The 15,293-nt window shown below is 68.3% G+C and carries 13 protein-coding genes; 5 read left to right on the forward strand and 8 right to left on the reverse strand.

Annotation, left to right across the window (positions count from 1 at the left end; genetic code table 11):
• Positions 1–24 precede the first annotated feature (24 nt).
• Positions 25–1,371 carry an amidase gene (locus BCY78_RS20485; protein WP_068305550.1) on the reverse strand — a complete coding sequence of 449 codons (1,347 nt, stop codon included), beginning with the start codon at positions 1,369–1,371 and terminating at the stop codon, positions 25–27.
• Positions 1,372–1,456: 85 nt separating this feature from the next.
• On the opposite strand from BCY78_RS20485, the gene BCY78_RS20490 reads away from it, so the two are divergent.
• Positions 1,457–2,683, forward strand: coding sequence for an FAD-dependent monooxygenase (locus BCY78_RS20490; RefSeq protein WP_068305552.1), 1,227 nt, complete (start codon positions 1,457–1,459; stop codon positions 2,681–2,683).
• 146 nt (positions 2,684–2,829) lie between these two features.
• Here BCY78_RS20490 and hrpB read toward each other — a convergent pair whose 3' ends face one another.
• Together hrpB and BCY78_RS20500 are read right to left on the reverse strand one after the other, a co-directional pair.
• The gene (hrpB, locus tag BCY78_RS20495; RefSeq protein WP_233499456.1) at positions 2,830–5,280 is read right to left on the reverse strand and encodes an ATP-dependent helicase HrpB; all 2,451 of its coding nucleotides are present in this window, start codon (positions 5,278–5,280) and stop codon (positions 2,830–2,832) included.
• A 39-nt stretch (positions 5,281–5,319) separates the two neighbouring features.
• Positions 5,320–5,700 carry a hypothetical protein gene (locus BCY78_RS20500; protein WP_068305557.1) on the reverse strand — a complete coding sequence of 127 codons (381 nt, stop codon included), beginning with the start codon at positions 5,698–5,700 and terminating at the stop codon, positions 5,320–5,322.
• A gap of 92 nt (positions 5,701–5,792) precedes the next feature.
• On the opposite strand from BCY78_RS20500, the gene BCY78_RS20505 reads away from it, so the two are divergent.
• Positions 5,793–6,389 carry a TetR/AcrR family transcriptional regulator gene (locus BCY78_RS20505; RefSeq protein ID WP_068305558.1) on the forward strand — a complete coding sequence of 199 codons (597 nt, stop codon included), beginning with the start codon at positions 5,793–5,795 and terminating at the stop codon, positions 6,387–6,389.
• Position 6,390: 1 nt separating this feature from the next.
• Here BCY78_RS20505 and BCY78_RS20510 read toward each other — a convergent pair whose 3' ends face one another.
• The 3 genes from BCY78_RS20510 to BCY78_RS20520 form a co-directional block, all read right to left on the reverse strand.
• On the reverse strand, positions 6,391–7,140 hold the full coding sequence (locus tag BCY78_RS20510; protein WP_068305560.1) for an SDR family NAD(P)-dependent oxidoreductase: 750 nt from the start codon (positions 7,138–7,140) through the stop codon (positions 6,391–6,393).
• A 9-nt stretch (positions 7,141–7,149) separates the two neighbouring features.
• Positions 7,150–8,139, reverse strand: coding sequence for an agmatinase (locus tag BCY78_RS20515; protein ID WP_068305562.1), 990 nt, complete (start codon positions 8,137–8,139; stop codon positions 7,150–7,152).
• A gap of 179 nt (positions 8,140–8,318) precedes the next feature.
• On the reverse strand, positions 8,319–9,296 hold the full coding sequence (locus BCY78_RS20520; protein ID WP_068305564.1) for an OmpA family protein: 978 nt from the start codon (positions 9,294–9,296) through the stop codon (positions 8,319–8,321).
• A gap of 128 nt (positions 9,297–9,424) precedes the next feature.
• On the opposite strand from BCY78_RS20520, the gene glpK reads away from it, so the two are divergent.
• Positions 9,425–10,903 carry a glycerol kinase GlpK gene (glpK, locus tag BCY78_RS20525; RefSeq protein WP_068305566.1) on the forward strand — a complete coding sequence of 493 codons (1,479 nt, stop codon included), beginning with the start codon at positions 9,425–9,427 and terminating at the stop codon, positions 10,901–10,903.
• A gap of 39 nt (positions 10,904–10,942) precedes the next feature.
• Here the strand turns inward: glpK and BCY78_RS20530 are convergent, their stop codons facing one another.
• Both BCY78_RS20530 and nudC read right to left on the reverse strand, forming a co-directional pair.
• The gene (locus tag BCY78_RS20530) at positions 10,943–11,371 is read right to left on the reverse strand and encodes a hypothetical protein (RefSeq protein WP_068305568.1); all 429 of its coding nucleotides are present in this window, start codon (positions 11,369–11,371) and stop codon (positions 10,943–10,945) included.
• An 11-nt stretch (positions 11,372–11,382) separates the two neighbouring features.
• Complete coding sequence (nudC, locus tag BCY78_RS20535) at positions 11,383–12,357, reverse strand: NAD(+) diphosphatase (protein WP_068305569.1); 975 nt, start codon at positions 12,355–12,357, stop codon at positions 11,383–11,385.
• Positions 12,358–12,624: 267 nt separating this feature from the next.
• Between nudC and BCY78_RS20540 the strand changes: the two genes are divergently transcribed.
• Positions 12,625–14,535 (forward strand): bifunctional 2',3'-cyclic-nucleotide 2'-phosphodiesterase/3'-nucleotidase, encoded by a 1,911-nt coding sequence (locus BCY78_RS20540; RefSeq protein ID WP_158515973.1) that lies wholly within the window; start codon positions 12,625–12,627, stop codon positions 14,533–14,535.
• A 236-nt stretch (positions 14,536–14,771) separates the two neighbouring features.
• Positions 14,772–15,149 (forward strand): hypothetical protein, encoded by a 378-nt coding sequence (locus BCY78_RS20545; RefSeq protein ID WP_068305575.1) that lies wholly within the window; start codon positions 14,772–14,774, stop codon positions 15,147–15,149.
• Positions 15,150–15,293 lie beyond the last annotated feature (144 nt).

Below are 15,293 nucleotides of genomic sequence, written 5' to 3' on the forward strand. Positions count from 1 at the left end.
CCTTCCGGGCGGGCAGGCAATGGCTCAGGCGCCGGAAACCGCCCCGATCGCCGCTTCCGCCGCCGCGCCCAGCCGCAGCAGCCGGGCCTCGTCACCCGGACGGCCCATCAGCATGAGGCCCGCGCAGTTCACACCGGTCGGCAGGGTCAGCGCACAAAGGCCCATCAAATTGCCGATCCGCGTGTTGCGCAGGGCCAGCAGGTTCTCGGACGCGAAGAGGTCCAGATCGCCCATCAGATCGTCGATGCGCGGCGGCACGCTGGCGACCGAGGGGATCAGCACCGCGTCATAACCCGCCGTCGCCGCCAGCCATTCGGCGCGCAGCCGGTCGAGCCGCCGCCAGGCCGCGACATAATCCGACGCCTTGTGCTGCGCGCCCGCGCGGAAGCGGTCACGCACCGGCGGGAACATCACGTCCGGGGTCAGCTCGATGGTCTCGCCCCAGATGCCGTAGCATTCCGAGGTATAGAGCACGCCGGCGAGGCCCATCGCCTCCTCGACGGCCGCGACCTTGCCATGAGTGACCGAGGCCCCGGCGGCCTCCAAGGCCTTCGCAGCGTGCTGGAACCCTTCGGCCGGGCCCGCGTGGATGTCGTCGAAAGCGACGCTCTCCAGCACCAACAGTCGTGTGCCGTCCAATGAGGCGCCGCGCAGATCGGGCGCCTTGGAGCCGTCGAGCAGCGCAAAGGCCAAAGCCGCGTCCTCGACCGTGCGCGCCAGTGGGCCGATGGTGTCGAATTTTTCGGCCAAAGGCACCACGCCCGTCGCAGGAATGCGCCCCGAGGTGGTCTTCAGGCCCACCAGATCGTTCCACGCCGCCGGCACCCGCACCGAACCGCCGGTATCCGACCCGATGGCCAAGGGCGCCAAGCCCCAGGCCACCGAGGCCGCCGCGCCCGAGGACGAGCCCCCCGGCACGCGGTCCGCGTCATGGATCATCGGCGGCGTCTGCGCGACGGGGTTCAGCCCCAGCCCCGAAAACGCCAGCTCGGTCATATGCGTCTTGCCCAGAGGCGGCATTCCGGCGCCGGTCAGACGCTCCACCACCAGCGCATCGCGCGCAGGCATCCGCCCCTTCAGCAACAGGCTCCCGGCCTCGGTCGGCACGCCGGCGGTGTCGAACAGGTCCTTCCAGCTGACCGGCACCCCGTCGAGCAACCCGCGCCGCAGCCCTGCCTTCGCGCGACCGCGCGCGGCAGCGGCGATCTCCAGCGCGTGGAGGCGCATGGTCGTGGTGTAGATCCGGTCGCGATGCTCATGGCTGTCGATCGCATCGAGGAAGCATTCGGTCAGATCCAGCGGGCAGATCTTCCCGGCCTCGATCCCGCGCCCCAGCGCCCCCGCGCTCATGCTGCGCCATGTCTCGCTCATTGCCATCCCTTTCGGCTGCTTGGTCGGGACGCTAGCGCGCGCAGGTCGCATGGACAATCCCGCGCGCAGGAGTAGTTTGGCGGCCATGACACAGGATGCCGATATTCTCATTGTGGGCGGCGGGCTCAACGGCCCGGCGCTGGCCCTCGCGCTGGCGCAGGGCGGGCTTTCCGTCGCCGTCGTGGACGCGCGCCCCGCCCAATCGCGGGCCGAGGAACGCTTTGACGGGCGTGCCTACGCGCTGGCCTTGGCCTCGGTGCGGGTGCTGCAGGCGCTGGGCCTCTGGTCCGGGCTGCGCGCCAAGGCACAGCCGATCCACGGCATCCGCGCCAGCCAAGGGCATGCGGGGCAGGGCCCCTCGCCGCTGATGCTCGGGTTCGATTCGTCGGAGATCGAGGAAGGCGTGATGGGCCAGATGATCGAGGACCGGCATCTCTACGCCGCCTTCCTCGATGCGATGCAGGCCGCTGACGGCGTGACGCTGCATTCCGGTGCCCGCGTCGTCGCGCAGGAGACAGGGCCGCAGGGCGCCTCGCTGACGCTGGCCGATGGGCGGGTGCTGCGCGGGCGGATGATCGTCGGCTGCGACGGGCGCGATTCGGCCACTGCGCAGCGCGCCGGCATCAAGCGTTGGGGTTGGGACTATGGCCAGACCGGCCTTGTCTGCGCGATTTCGCATGAGCGCCCGCACGAGGGCATCGCGCATCAGTTCTTCATGCCGCCCGGCCCGCTGGCGATCCTGCCGCTGCCGGGCAATCGTTCTTCCATCGTCTGGAGCGAGAAACACGCCACCGCCGAGGCCATCGGCCGGCTGACGGAGGCCGAGTATCTGGAAGTGCTCCGGCCCCGTTTCGGCGATTTTCTCGGCGAGATCGCCTTGGAGGGCCAGCGCTTCGCCTATCCTTTGCGGCTGACCGTGGCCGAGTCCTTCGTGGCCGAACGGCTGGCGTTGGTCGGCGACGCGGCGCATGGCGTGCATCCGATTGCGGGGCAAGGGCTGAACCTCGGCCTGCGCGACGTGGCGGCCTTGGCCGAGGTGCTGATCGAGGCCCAGCGGCGCGGCGAGGACATTGCCGCCATCGACGTGCTGGAGCGCTATCAGGAATGGCGCCGTTTCGACGTGGTGCGGATGGCTCTGGGGATGGATGGGGTGAACCGTTTGTTTTCCAACGGCAATCCGGTGATGGAGCTGATCCGGGGCCTCGGCCTCGGCGCGGTCAACGCGGTGCCGCAACTGCGCCGCTACTTCATCCGCGAGGCCGCAGGGCTCAATGCCGCCGAGCCGAAGCTGATGCAGGGCGAGCGGGTCTGAAGAAGGGGGCTTTCCGCCCCCTCGGCCTGCGGCCTCACCCCGGAGAGTATTTGAGACAAAGTGAAAGGGCGGGCCCAGCGCAGGTGCGGACAATTTGACTCAAATTGCCCCTCACCTTGTTCCAAATACTCAATCCCAGCTCACCGTCAGGTGCCCCGGCGTTTGGCGCGCAGCGTCGGGTCGGCTTCGCGCGGGTTCTCGGGCCAGGGGTGGCGGGGATATTGGCCGCGCATGTCCTTGCGCACATCGGCGTAGGAGGTGTCCCAGAAGCGCGGCAGGTCGGTCGTGACCTGCACCGGGCGCTGGGCGGGGCTCAAAAGCGTGACCTTCAGGGGCAGACGGCGCGGACCCACGGTGGGATGTTCCGTCACGCCGAACATCTCCTGCAGGCGCAGGCTGATCTCGGGCTGGCCGCCGGAATAGTCGATCGGCACCTTGCGGTCCAAGGGCGTGGTGAAATGCGCGGGCGCGAGGCGGTCGAGGAGTTGTTGTTGCTCCCAGTCGAGGCTGTTGCGCAGGGCGTCGGTCAGGTCGAGCGCCTTCAGATCCTCGCCCGTGCGGATCTTGGTCAGATGCGGCAGCAGCCAGTCCTCGGCGCGCTCGGTGAGGGCAGCGTCGGTGAAAGCCGGCAGTTCGGCCCCCTCGGCGCGCAGGAGTTCCACGCGGGATTGTAGGCGTCGCGCCGCGGGCGTCATCACCTGCGCGATGCCCAAGGCGCGGAAGCCGTCCAGCGCGGCACGGGCGCGGGCCTCGGGCGCGGCATCCCAATTGCGCTCGGCCAGTACCAGTGCTCCGAGTTTTTCGCGAGATTTCGACAGGATACGGTTGTCGCGCGGCGACCATTCGCAGGCGTCCTCCCAGCGGATCAGATCGGGGAACAGCGCGCGCAGGGCCGATTCGGAGATCGGCAGCGCTTGCCGGATTCGCGCCTCGCGTGGGTCGCCGTCGAGATCCGTGGCTACGATCAGCCGCGTCTGCGCCAGCGGGTCGGCAGCGTCGAAGACCGCGCCCTTGCCGCCTGAGAGCAAGTAGCGGGGGGCGTCGCCCTTGCGCCTGAGGCCGATGCGGTCGGGATAGGCGAGGGCGGCCATCTCGGCCGGGTCGAGCCCTTGATCGGCGGGGGCGAGGCGGGCGAGGCGTTTGGCCTCCTGCCGGATGCGGTCCAGCGTCTCTCGCCGCACGGGGAAGGAATGGTCGCGCTGATAGGCGCGCGGATCGGCGAGGGCTTTCAGGCGCAGGGACAGATCGGCGGGCGCGCCGGAGAGCGGGTCGCGGTCGGCGATGAGCGCGGCCAAGGGGGCGGCACCCCCGCCTGCACGAAGCAACATATGCGCGAGGCGGGGGTGCAGCGGCAGGCGGGCCATGGCCTTGCCGTGGTCGCTGATGCGTCCCTGCGGATCGAGCGCGCCGAGGTCGTGGAGCAGCGCACGGGCCTCGGCAAGCGGGCCGGCGGGGGGCGGGGTCAGGAAGGGCAGGTCGGCGGCGCCCCAGAGCGCCAGTTCCAAAGCGAGGCCGGTCAGGTCGGCGGTCTCGATCTCGGCCGGCGGGAAGGCGGGCAGCGCGCCCTCCTGCCCCTTGGTCCAGAGCCGGTAGCAGATCCCCTCAGCGACGCGCCCGCCGCGGCCTCGGCGCTGCTCGGCATCGGCCAGTGAGGCGCGTTCGGTGACCAGACGGGACATGCCGGAATTGGGGTCGAAGCGCGCGCGGCGGGCCTGGCCGGCATCGACCACCACGCGGATGTCGGGAATGGTGAGCGAGGTCTCGGCGATGGAGGTGGCGAGCACCAGCTTGCGGCCGGTTTGCGCGGGGGCGAGGGCAGCGCGCTGGGCGGCGAAGTCCATCGCGCCGAAGAGGGTGTGCAGCTGTGTGTCGCCGGGCAGGCGCGGGGTCAGCAGTGCGGCCACGCGGCGAATCTCGCCTTCGCCGGGGAGGAAAACCAGCACGCCGCCCTCGGTCTCCGCGAGCGCCTTCATCGTCAGGTCCGCCACCGCCTCGGACAGGCGGGCCTTGGCGGGGAGAGGCGCGTCGAGCCAGCGGGTTTCGACCGGGAAAGCGCGACCCTCGGCGGTCAACAGCGGCGCGTCGCCCATCAGCGCGGCCACCGGGGCGGCGTCCAAGGTCGCGGACATGACGATCAGCTGCAGGTCCTCGCGCAGGGCGGCGCGGGCTTCCAGCACCAAAGCGAGGCCGAGATCGGCGTTGAGGCTGCGCTCGTGGAACTCGTCGAAGATCACTGCGCCGACGCCGTCGAGCGAGGGGTCGGATTGCAACATGCGGGTGAGGATGCCCTCTGTCACCACCTCGATCTTCGTGGCTTTCGAGACCGTCGCCTCGCCGCGCACCCGGTAACCCACGGTTTCGCCGGCCTTTTCGCCAAGCGTTTCGGCCATCCGCTCGGCCGCGGCTCGGGCGGCGAGGCGGCGGGGCTCCAACATGACGATCCGACCCTTGGTGACCGGCAGCAGCGCCAAGGGTACGCGGGTCGTCTTGCCGGCGCCGGGCGGGGCTTGCAGGACGGCCTGCCCATGGGTGGACAGCGCCGCGACAAGCTCGGGCAGCAGCGGGTCGATGGGAAGGGCGGGGCCGGGCATCTGCATCTGCCGGTTATGAAAGACGCCCGGCCCGAAGGGAAGGGGTCAGCCGGGCTGCGCGACCCGGCGGCGGGAGGGCGCCAGCAGCGTCACGACAAGGCCGATGACCGAGGCCTGCGCGGCGATGACGGCGGGCCAGATCAGCGCGAATTGCACGTCGAGGTATTTCTGCGGGCCGAAGGACACCAGCGCCATCGCCCCCGCGAGCAGGGCCAGAGCGCGGCCGAGGGTCGATTGGCCCGGCCCAAGGAACATCGCTGCCGCCGCCGCGCCGACCGAGGCGCCGAGGAACGGGCCCATGGCGAAGAGCGGGATGGCGGCGGGCGGATGGGGGGCGACGCCGGCATAGAGCGAGCCGAGCATGATCAGCTGCAGCGCGATCAGCGGGGCGAGGGCGGCATTGGCCTTGCGGTCGGTCTGGGTCATGTCTCTCTCCATTTCGAAAACCGTAATTGTGTGTACGGTTGCTATCATCCGTAATTCCGATTACGGATTGAGTCAACAGGCTTGGAGGCCCCATGCGCGACGACAACCGGACGGAACGGCAGGCCCAGATCGAAACGGCGGCCTATGCGGTGCTGGAAGAAAAGGGCTATGCGGGCGCCTCGATGCTGGCGATTGCCCGACGCGCGAAGGCCTCGAACGAGACGCTCTACAATTGGTATGGCGACAAGACCGGGCTTTTCCACGCGCTGGTTCGCCGGAACGCGGCGGAGGTGCAGGCGCTGTTGGAAGCGCAGATCGCGGAAGGCGGCGACGCTTTGGACGCGCTGTCGCGGCTGGGGCCGGTCTTGCTGTCGCTGCTGACGGGCGCGCGGGCGGTGGCGTTGAACCGGGCGGCGGCGGCAGATGCGACGGGCGACTTGGGCCGGGCCATCGCCAGCGAGGGGCGGGAACGGATCGCGCCGATGATCGCGGCGGTGCTGGAACAGGCGCGCGCGGCGGGGCAGTTGTCCTATGCGGACGGGGGGGAGGCGCTGGGCCTGTACCTAGATTTGCTGGTCGGGGATTTGCAGATCCGTCGGGTGATCGGGCGAATGCCGGAACCGACGGCGGCGGAATGCGAGGCCCGGTCGAACCGGGCGCTCGCGGCGTTTCGCAGGCTCTGCGCCTGACTTACTTGCGCAGGGCGGGCAGGCCGACGCCGGTGCTCTCGAACCCGCCGTCTGCGGCGATCACCTGACCGGTCACATAGCTGGCCTTGTCCGAGCACAGGAAGACGATAACCTCGGCGATCTCGCGCTCGGAGCCGTAGCGGTTCAGCGGGATTGCGTCGTGGTAGGCGTCGATGATGTCCTGGCTGTGGACGGCCATCGCCAGCTTGGTGCGCACGGGACCGGGGCAGACGCAATTGCAGCGAATGCCGTATTCGCCGAGTTCCGCCGCCTGCTGCTTGGTCAGCTGGATCACCGCCGCCTTCGAGGTGCCATAGGCCACCCGCAGGGTCGAGGCGCGCAGGCCCGAGATCGAGGCGATGTTCAGGATCGCGCCCTTGGTGGCTTTCAGCGCCAGGGTGCAGGCCTGCGACATCAGGAAAACCCCGTCGAGGTTGGTTTCCATCACGCGGCGCCAGCGGGCGAAGTCGGTCTCGGCGATCGGTCCGAAATCGGCCACGCCTGCGTTGTTCACCAAGGCGTCGAGGCGGCCGTAATGCGCCAGCACTTCCTTGATCGTCGTCTCGACCTCGGCGGGTTGCGAGACGTCGCAATAGAAGGCGCGCGCGCCCTCCAACCCGGCCGAGGCACTGTCGAGCGCGGGGACGTCGCGGTCGATCATCGCCACTTGCCAGCCGGCTTCGAGGAAAAGGTTCGTGGTGGCCAGTCCGATGCCGCGGGCGGCGCCGGTGACGAGGGCAACTTTCTGCATGGATCCTCCCTAGATCTGCGCGGTCACGATGGCGCAGAGCATCTCGAACATCAAGGACACGCCGAGATACGCCGTCGCGCCGGAGGGGTCGAAGGGCGGCGAGACCTCGACCAGATCGGCGCCGACGATCTTAACGCCGGCCAAACCGCGCGCGCATTCCAGCGCCTGCCAGCTGGTCGGGCCGCCGACCTCGGGCGTGCCGGTGCCGGGGGCATAGGCCGGGTCGACGAAATCGATGTCATAGCTGACATAGGTGTCGCCCTGACCGGCAATGGCGCGGGCCTCCTCCATCACATCTGCGACGCCGCGCGCGTGGAATTCCTCGATCGGGATGACGCGGATGCCGACCGATTTGGCGAAGTCCCGGTCCTCGTTGTCGTAGGCGGTGCCGCGGATGCCGATCATGCAGACGCGTTTGGGATCAAGCAGTTCCTCCTCCACCGCGCGGCGGAAAGGCGTGCCGTGGGTGTACATCTGCCCGCCGAAATAGCTGTGGTAGAGGTCGGTGTGGCTGTCGAAATGGATCATGCCGAGGCGGTTCTCGGCGCTGCGACCCTCGGCCAGGGCACGCAGGATCGGCAGGGTGCAGAGATGGTCGCCGCCGGCGGTCAGCGGGATGATCCCGGCGGCTTTCACCTGAGCATAGAACTCGGTCATGCGGCGCAGGCTGTCCTGCACATCGGCAGGGTTCGGGGCCACGTCGCCGAGGTCGGCGCAGTTCAGCGCCTCGAACGGGCGGAGGCCGGTGATGCCATGCTGCGCGCGGATCATCGTCGAGGCATCGCGCAGCTGCCGCGGGCCATGGCGCGGGCCGGGTCGGTTGGTGGTGCCGCCGTCCCAGGGCGCGCCGATCAGGCCGACCTGAACCTGCGCGAGGCGCGGGTCGTCCAGCGGGATATGCGGCAGGCGCATGAAGGTGGGGATCCCGGCGAACCGGGGCAGCACGAAACCCGAGACGGGTTGGAAATCGGCATGGCCCCCATGGGGATGGTCGGACATTCTGGCCTCCTGGTCGGACTGGGCGCGTCTGCGCGCGCTTTGCGGTCAGAGAACCAGAGGCCTGATGCCTTGTCACCCCTGCGACCGGGGCAGGTGTGAAAAACGGCGCGGGGCCAAAGGCCACCGCACCGTTGCTGCCGATGGGCATGGCCGGGGCGGGTTAACGCCCCGGGCCGAGATCAGGGACCGGCGACCAGTTCCACCCGGGTGTTACGGGCGCGGCCGGCGGCGGTGTCGTTGGGGAACAGCGGGGCCAGCGGACCCACACCAAAGGCGCGCAGGCGATCACGTTCCGCACCGTGGGTGTCGACAAGTGCCGTCACGACCTCCTCGGCCTGCACCTGCGACAGGCGCGCCGAATCGGCCAGCGAATGCGCGTCATCGGTATGGCCGACGATGCGATAGACCTGCCGCGTATTCTCGCCGAGGAAGCGACCGACGGTGTTCAGAACACGCTCGGACTCAGGATCCAGCGTGCCATCGTCGAGGAAATGGATCCCGTCCAGAACGGCGCGGCCATAGGTATCCATGGCGTGACGCAGTTCGGCCGAGCCGATCGGCGGCGGCGGCGCGGCGCGGGCCGTCTGGATCACGTCGATCAGCATGGCGATGACGTCATCTTGCGGCTGGTAGACGCTGGCGATGGCCCAAAGCGTGCCGGTGGCTTCCTCACGGGAGGCGACGACGACGCCCTGCGCCTCGGCAGTGGCGCCGGGGCCGGCCGGGAAATCCTCAGGCGTTTCATTGGTGTTGAGATAGGCATCCAGCCAACGACGGCTGCCCACGCCCGACCCGATCCGGTCGTTGGTGAACCCGGCCACGCGGATTTCAAAGCCGTGACGTTCCAGCACCTCGCGTTGACGGCGGAAGACCACCTCGACGCGGCGGGCGGTGCCGTCGCGCTCATAATAGGTGCGGCTGACCGGACCCACGGCATGGACCCAGTCGTTGATCTGCGCCAGACCGGTCAGGGCGCCCATCGGCACGCTGAAGGTTTGCGGATCCTCGACGATCGATTGCCAGACCAGCGTCTGACCGTGATCGCGGATTTCCGGCAGCGGATCTTCCGCGCCTTGCAGATCATTTTCGGATTGTGCCTGTGCACCGCCCATCGCGATGCCGAGGCTCAGGAAGAAGACGACGAACCAACGTATCATGCGACCCTCGCGTTTGACTCGGGTACAGGATGGAAGAAAGGGGTTATGATTCGGTTTCCAAGCGCGCCCCAAGCGTGGCTTGACGCCTTGAGCCCCTCGGGCCAGTTTCGGCCCAAAGGGAGACAGGCATGACGATCCTCGCAATCGACCAGGGCACGACCTCGAGCCGGGCCATTCTTTTCGACGCCGATCTGCGGGTGCGCGAGGTGGCTCAACGCGAGTTCACGCAGCATTTCCCCGATTCCGGCTGGGTCGAACACGACCCCGAGGAGCTGTGGCAGAGTGTGCTGGAGACCTGCGAGGCCGTCTTGGAGAAGGCCGGTCCGGCCGCGGCCATCGGCATCACCAACCAGCGTGAGACCGTGGTGATCTGGGATCGCCAGACCGGCGAGGCCCTGCACCGAGCCATTGTCTGGCAGGATCGCCGCACCGCCGATTTCTGCGCCGACCTGCGGGCCGAGGGGCATGAGGCCGAGGTCACGGCGCGCTCGGGCCTGCTGCTGGACCCGTATTTCTCAGCCACCAAGGTGAAGTGGCTGCTGGACAATGTGCCGGGTGCGCGCGCCAAGGCCGAGGCCGGCACGCTGGCCGTCGGTACCATGGACAGCTTTCTGATCTGGCGCCTGACCGAGGGGCGGGTGCACGCGACCGACGCCACCAACGCCGCGCGGACGATGCTCTACAATATTGATGATGGCCGCTGGGACCCGGAGCTGTGTCGCCTGTTCGGCATCCCGATGCAGATCCTGCCCGAGGTGCGGGACTGCAATGCCGAATTCGGGGAGTGCCGCCTGTTCGGCACGGCGATCCCGATCCTTGGCGTGGCGGGCGACCAGCAGGCGGCGACGATGGGGCAGGCGTGTTTCCAGCCGGGGATGCTGAAATCGACCTATGGCACCGGCTGCTTCGCGCTGCTCAACACTGGCGAGACGCGGGTGGCCTCGCAGAACCGCTTGCTGACGACGGTGGCCTATCAGTTGGACGGCAAGGTGACCTATGCGCTGGAGGGCTCGATCTTCATCGCCGGGGCCGTGGTGCAATGGCTGCGCGACGGGCTGGGCGTGATCGGTGCGGCCTCGGAGACGCAGGCGCTGGCCGAGGCCGCGGATGACCACCAGCGAGTGATCATCGTGCCGGCGTTCACCGGGCTTGGCGCGCCCTATTGGCGGCCCGAGGCGCGGGGTGCGGTCTTTGGCCTTACGCGGAACTCGGGGCCGGCGGAATTCGCGCGGGCCGCGTTGGAGAGCGTCGGTTTCCAGACCCGCGATCTGGCCGAGGCCATGCGGGGGGACTGGAAGGCCTCGGGTTCGGCCGCGACCTTGGGAACCTTGCGGGTCGACGGCGGCATGAGCGCCAGCGACTTCGCCATGCAGTCACTGGCCGATATCCTCGGGGCGCCGGTCGACCGGCCGGATGTGCTGGAGACGACGGCGCTGGGCGTGGCGTGGCTGGCCGGCCATGCCGAGGGCATGCTGCCCGATGCCGAGGGCTTCGCCAAACGCTGGTCGCTGGAACGCCGTTTTGAGCCGCAGCTCGACGAACACAGCCGCGACCAGCGTTATGACGCCTGGCGGCGCGCGGTCGAGGCAACGATCGCGGCGGGCTGACACCGCGCCGGCTGCTGTCGCGGTGCGGTCCGTTTAGGGTCAGGGCTTGCCGAAGGCGGTGACGAGGCGCGTGAGCTTCTCCTCGGCCTTGCCCCGTACGAGGCGCAGCGATTGCAGAGCCAGCTTGATCATCATCGACCGCGCGGTGATGTCGGCCTTGGTAATCACCCGGCAGCCGCCCTCCGGCAGGTCATAGAAATCCATGTTGATCGTGGCGTTGGCCAGATCCGAGGTGATGGCCAGCACCATGGTCTCGTCCTGCGTCACTTCGGTCAACACCGCCCGGAACGCGCGCGGCGCGTTGTTCCAGTGGATCGAGCAATCCCAGGCCAGCTGCGCGGGATCGGCCACGCGGGTGACGGTGATGTCCATTCCGCGCATCACCGATTCAAACCGTTCGGGGTTGCGGAAGTTCTGCAATACTTTGGCGCGCGGGCGCTTGAAATCCTTGGTGGAATCGATCTGCATCTTCTGTCCAGTCAGTCCTTGCGGCCAAAGCCGATGTCGCCGGCGAGCCAGCGGGAAATGAGTTCTTGAGCAATCGCACCCTTGCGCGGGCGACGCACCGTGGGGTGCTCGCCAGCCACCACCTGCGCCAGCTCGGCGCGACTGAACCAGCGCGCATCCTCCAGCTCGTGGTCGAGGGTGATGGCGTCCGTTTCAGCCTGCCCGACGCAGCCGATCATCAGTGAATTCGGGAAGGGCCAGGGCTGCGAGGCCACATAGGACACCCGGCCGACGCGGATCGCGCTTTCCTCGAACACCTCGCGCCGGACGGCGGCCTCCATCGACTCGCCGGGTTCGATGAAGCCGGCCAGCGTGGAATACATGCCCTCGGGCCAACCGGGCGAACGTCCCAGCAACAGCTGGCCGTCGCGTTCAATGGCCATGATGACGACGGGGTCGGTACGCGGGAAATGCACGGCGCGGCAGGCGGGGCAGACGCGCTGCCAGCCGCCATGCTCGGCCATGCTGGGTTGCCCGCAGGCCGAACAGAACCGGTGCGAGGCATGCCAGTTCAGGATCCCGCGCGCGGTTGAAGCCATCGAGGCATCGACGCCATCCAGCCGCCCCATCAGGCCACGCATCTCGGCATAGCGGTGGTCGTCGGGCAGATCCGGGTGGCGGTATTCGGTCGGATCGAAGAAGCCGGACATTGCGGCCTCGTCGATGCCCGCCGGCACCCAGGAACTGACGTCAGCCGCAAAGCGCGCGGACCCGGCGTGGCGGCCAAGGAAGATCCAGTCCGGCCCGGCATCGGCCAGCACCGGATGATCGGTCGGCAGCCAGCCTGCGGTGACGCTGTCCTCGCCCGCCATCAACGGGCGTCCGCGCCACAGAGGCAGGACGCGGGTCGAGGCCTCGGCGCGCAGCTCGGCCAGCGCCTCGGGCTTGGCGCGCAACTCGGCCAGCCGGTCGTCCCATTCCGCAGCGAAGACAATATCCTGACCCACACGTCCCCCTTGGGCCCATGGGCCTCGTTGGCTTGCGGGCGGTTTATGTCACTTTCGATCCGCCGGAGCCAGTCCGCGTCACGCCGTCCCGGCAAGGAATGGTTGATATTCAACCAAAGGTTGTGGATACTTGCCCCGGCTGGGCCTGTGTTTTGCCCAATTTGTGACAATGAGTACCGGCATCACCGCTCGACCTGATGAGCGACCGACGACCCTCCGGTGCGGAAGCTTGAAGGTTTCGGGATCGTGATCGTTCGAGGCAACGCGTTGCTCAACCCTCTTTCCTTCAGCGGCTTGGCCGCCGGGCAGCGTGGCGTCCACCTCCGGGTCATCGAGACCACGGACCTGCATCTCCATCTTCTTCCCTATGATTACTACGCCGACCGCCCGTGGTCCGGCGTCGGTCTGGCCCATGCCGCCCGCATGATCGAGGCCGCAAGGCAGGAGGCCGGCAACGCCCTGCTGTTCGACAATGGCGACTTCCTGCAAGGCACGCCGATGGGCGATTACGTCGCCCATGAGCGGGGCCTGCGCGAGGGGGATCTGCACCCTGTGATGGCGGCGATGAACGCGCTCGATTACGACGCGATCACGCTGGGCAATCACGAATTCAACTACGGGCTCGATTTCCTGATGACGGCGCTGGATGGCGCGGCCTTCCCCGTCGTCTCGGCCAATCTGGCAAAGCGTCGGGGGGCGGATCCGCGCCGCGACTGCCCGCTGGTGAAGCCCTACGTCCTTCTGGACCGGATGCTGAAGGACGAATTCGGCACCGAATATCCGATCCGCATCGGTGTCATCGGCTTTGCCCCGCCGCAGGTGATGGATTGGGACAGTCGCGCCCTGAACGGCCGGATCGAGGCCCGCGACATGGTCGAGACCGCGCGCGCCTGGGTCCCCGAAATGCGCGAGGCCGGGGCTGATCTGGTGATCGCGTTGGCCCATACCGGCATCGGCGCCGCCCGTCACCGCGACGGGATGGAGAATGCCGCCGTCCCGCTGGCCCGTGTGGCCGGGATTGATGCGCTGCTGACGGGCCACAGCCACCTGCTGTTCCCCTCGCCGGTGTTCTCGGGCATGGCCGAGGTCGACATCGCCACCGGCACCATCGCCGGGAAGCCTGCGGTGATGGGCGGCTGCTGGGGCGCGCATATCGGCCTCATCGACATGCTTCTGGTGCACGAGGGCGGGCGCTGGCAGGTGCTGGGCTCGCGCTCGGAAGTGCGTTCGCTGACGCCGGCTGAGGGCGGGGCGCCTGATCCGGCGCATCGCGTGACCAAGGCCGTCGGGGCGCTGCACGAGGACACGCTCTCGGCCATCCGCCGTCCGGTGGGACACGCCGACGAGACGCTCCATTCCTATTTCACCCATCTCGGCGAGACCGCCGCCCTTCAGGTCGTGGCCGAGGCGCAGCGCGATCATGTCCGCGCGCGGCTCGACGATCCCGAACTGGCCGAGTTGCCGATCCTCTCGGCCGTCGCGCCGTTCAAATCGGGCGGGCGGAACGGGCCGGCAGGCTATACCGAGGTCCCGCGCGGGCCGGTCGCACTGCGGCATATCGCCGACCTCTATCCTTTCCCGAACGCCATCGCCGCGCTGTGCCTGACCGGGGCCGAGGTGGTGGAATGGCTGGAACGCTCCGCCGCCGCCTATAACCGGGTGAAGCCGGGCAGCGCGGGCACGCCGCTCAGGAACGGTGAGGTTCCGGGCTATAATTTCGAGGTGATTGACCCGCTCGACGTGGTCTACGACCTGTCGCAGCCGGCGCGCTACGATCATGCCGGTGGGCTGGTCGATGCGACGGCGCGGCGCGTGGTCTCGGTCACGCTGGACGGCAAGCCGCTCGATCCCGCGGCCCGCTATATCCTGTGCACGAATTCCTACCGGGCGGGCGGGGCCGGGCAGTTTGCGGGCGCGCGGGCGGGGAACCTTGTCCTCGCCGACGAGCAGGTCACCCGCGACATCCTCTGCCGGCATGTGAGCGCCCGCGGCGCGCTAGCGCGGGACGGACGCGGCTCGATCCGGTTCAAGGCGATGCCCGGCACCTCGGTGGTGTTCGAGACCGGGCCCGCCGCGAAGGGCCATCTGGACGAGATCGCCCGCTTCCATCCCGAAATCCGGGGCCTGACCCGCACCGGCTTCCTGCGGTTGAAGCTGGACCTGTCGGAAGGGGTCTGAGGGCGCGTCCCCTGCGGGGGACGGTCCGGACGTTTTTGTGATTCAAAAGGCTTGAGCCTGCGCGGAGAGGCTTCATCAGCCACGTTTCGCGGCGCGCAGGCGGTTGCATCCTGCGCTTCGCGGAAGGACAGAGCCGCGTCCGACGCAGGATCGGAGCCGTTTCGCGTAACCGCGCTGTCCGGTCGGGAGGCGCGGGGCGAGGAAGGACCATCGCAATATTTCGAGGTCCTTCTGCCATGCTGCTTCCGATCCTGTCTCAGATCCCGCTTTGGGTTTTCCCGCTGTTCCTCGGCCTGCTCTGGCTGGGCCTGCGCGCAACTAGGACGCGGCGGGTGCCGGTCCTTGTCCTGTACCTGATGCCGCTGATGGGGCTGTTGACCCTAAACCGCGCCGTCCATCTGCCCGAGAGCACGGCGGCGCTGATGGCGCTGGCGCTCGGGGCCTTGGTCGGCGGGGCGATCGGCTTCACGCTGCAGGGCCGCTGGATCCTGTCCCGCGAGGCGCGCCATGTGGTCTTGCGCGGCGAGTGGCTGACGCTCTCGGTGGTGATGGGTTTGTTCTGGGGGAATTTCGCGGCGGGGATGGTGGCCGGGATAGCCCCCGTCTCTTTTTAACAACTTACGGTGGCGACTGAAAGGAATGAGGTGATCTTCTTGGTCGCCGGGTCTGTTTGAACTAGAAAACAACAATCCTCCAGCTACTGACTCAACTCGATACCTTTAGTGAATGACACGAATGCGACTAACATTGTGCCTGCA

It is taken from the genome of Pararhodobacter sp. CCB-MM2 (assembly GCF_001691415.1).
Taxonomy (GTDB): domain Bacteria; phylum Pseudomonadota; class Alphaproteobacteria; order Rhodobacterales; family Rhodobacteraceae; genus Pararhodobacter.